Here is a 1,240-nt window from a genome sequence, read left to right on the forward strand (position 1 = left end):
CCTCCACCAGGCTCCGGCGGCGTCGGCCGGCCGGGAGGCGGGCATGCCGTGGGCGGCGAAGTCCCGGTAGAGCCTGGGATGCGAGCGGCCGTAGCGGTAGAGCTGGCGCGCGATGGCGCGGGTGTCGCCGCGGAGCCGGTAGTGCACGACGGCCCGGGGTGCGAACGCCAGCCGGTGTCCCGCGAGTTGGGCGCGCCAGAAGAACTCGACGTCGTCGCCGCCGTAGCGGTAGCTCTCGTCGAAGCCGCCCAGCCGGCTCCAGAGCGCTTTGTGGAAGCCGCAGTTGGCCCCGGCGGGGTAGGGCAGGAAGCCGAAGGTGTCGAGCAGGGCGTCGGCCTCCTTCGGCGGGCGCGCCGCCAGGGCGACGTGGGCGTTGAGCAGACGCCGTTCGAGTGCGCCCCCGACGGCCGGGCTGGTCCGCAGGGCGTCGACCAGGCCGGCCATCCAGCCGGGGGCCACGACGTCGTCCGCGTCGCAGCAGAGCACGAACTCCCCCTGCGCCGAGCGGCAGCCGAGGTTGCGCGCGCGGTTGACCCCGCGCGTCCCGCCGGCGTCGACCACCCTGAGCCGCGGGATCCGCTGCTGCCAGGAGGCCAGGAGCGCGCGGGTGCCGTCGGCCGAGCCGTTCTCGACGACGACGAGTTCCCACCGGTCCGGGTAGGTCTGCCGGCGCAGCGCGTCCAGCTGGGCGGCGATCGTCGGCTCGGCGTTGCGCGCGGGCATGACGACGGAGACCAGTTCCACCGGGCGGACGTCCCCGTTCACCCGGAGCTCCGGGCGGCCGGAGCCGCGGCCAGGACGGCGGCGGTCACCGCGGCCGTGTCGCGCAGGTCCGCCAGCACCGTGCGGGCTCCCGCCTCCCGCAGCGCGGCGGTGCTGCTCGTGCCCGAGGCGACGGCGATGACCTGTGAGCCGCTGCGGAGCGCCGCGTGCACGTCCTGCGGGGTGTCGCCGACCAGGACGGTGCTCTCGGGGCCGAAGCCGGGGCCTAACGCGGCCGCCGCGCGCCGCCGGGCCACCGGGACGAGTGCGGCGCGCTCGTGCGCGTCGTCGCCGTACGCGCCCACTCCGAGGTCCAGGAGGTCCGCCAGCCCGAACAGGCCCAGCTTCAGGGCGGCGTTGGCCCGGATGTTCCCGGTCAGCACGGACTGGGTCACCTCGTGGCGGGCCCGCAACGCGCGCAGGGCCTCGGCGGCGCCGGGCAGCACCCGTCCGGCCGCCCGGAGCCCGGGGGCCAGCC

2 protein-coding genes are annotated in these 1,240 nt (G+C 76.9%); both read right to left on the reverse strand.

Annotation, left to right across the window (positions count from 1 at the left end):
- Positions 1 to 765, reverse strand: a 765-nt coding sequence (locus ABZ885_RS41480; protein ID WP_360200426.1) for a glycosyltransferase, incomplete at its 3' end; no start/stop codon positions are given.
- Positions 762 to 1,240 (reverse strand): HAD hydrolase-like protein (locus tag ABZ885_RS41485; protein ID WP_360200428.1); only part of this gene is annotated, 479 nt, incomplete at its 5' end. The genes ABZ885_RS41485 and ABZ885_RS41480, both read right to left, overlap by 4 nt.

Origin of the sequence: Kitasatospora sp. NPDC047058 (assembly GCF_040643935.1) — a bacterium.
Lineage (GTDB): Bacteria > Actinomycetota > Actinomycetes > Streptomycetales > Streptomycetaceae > Kitasatospora.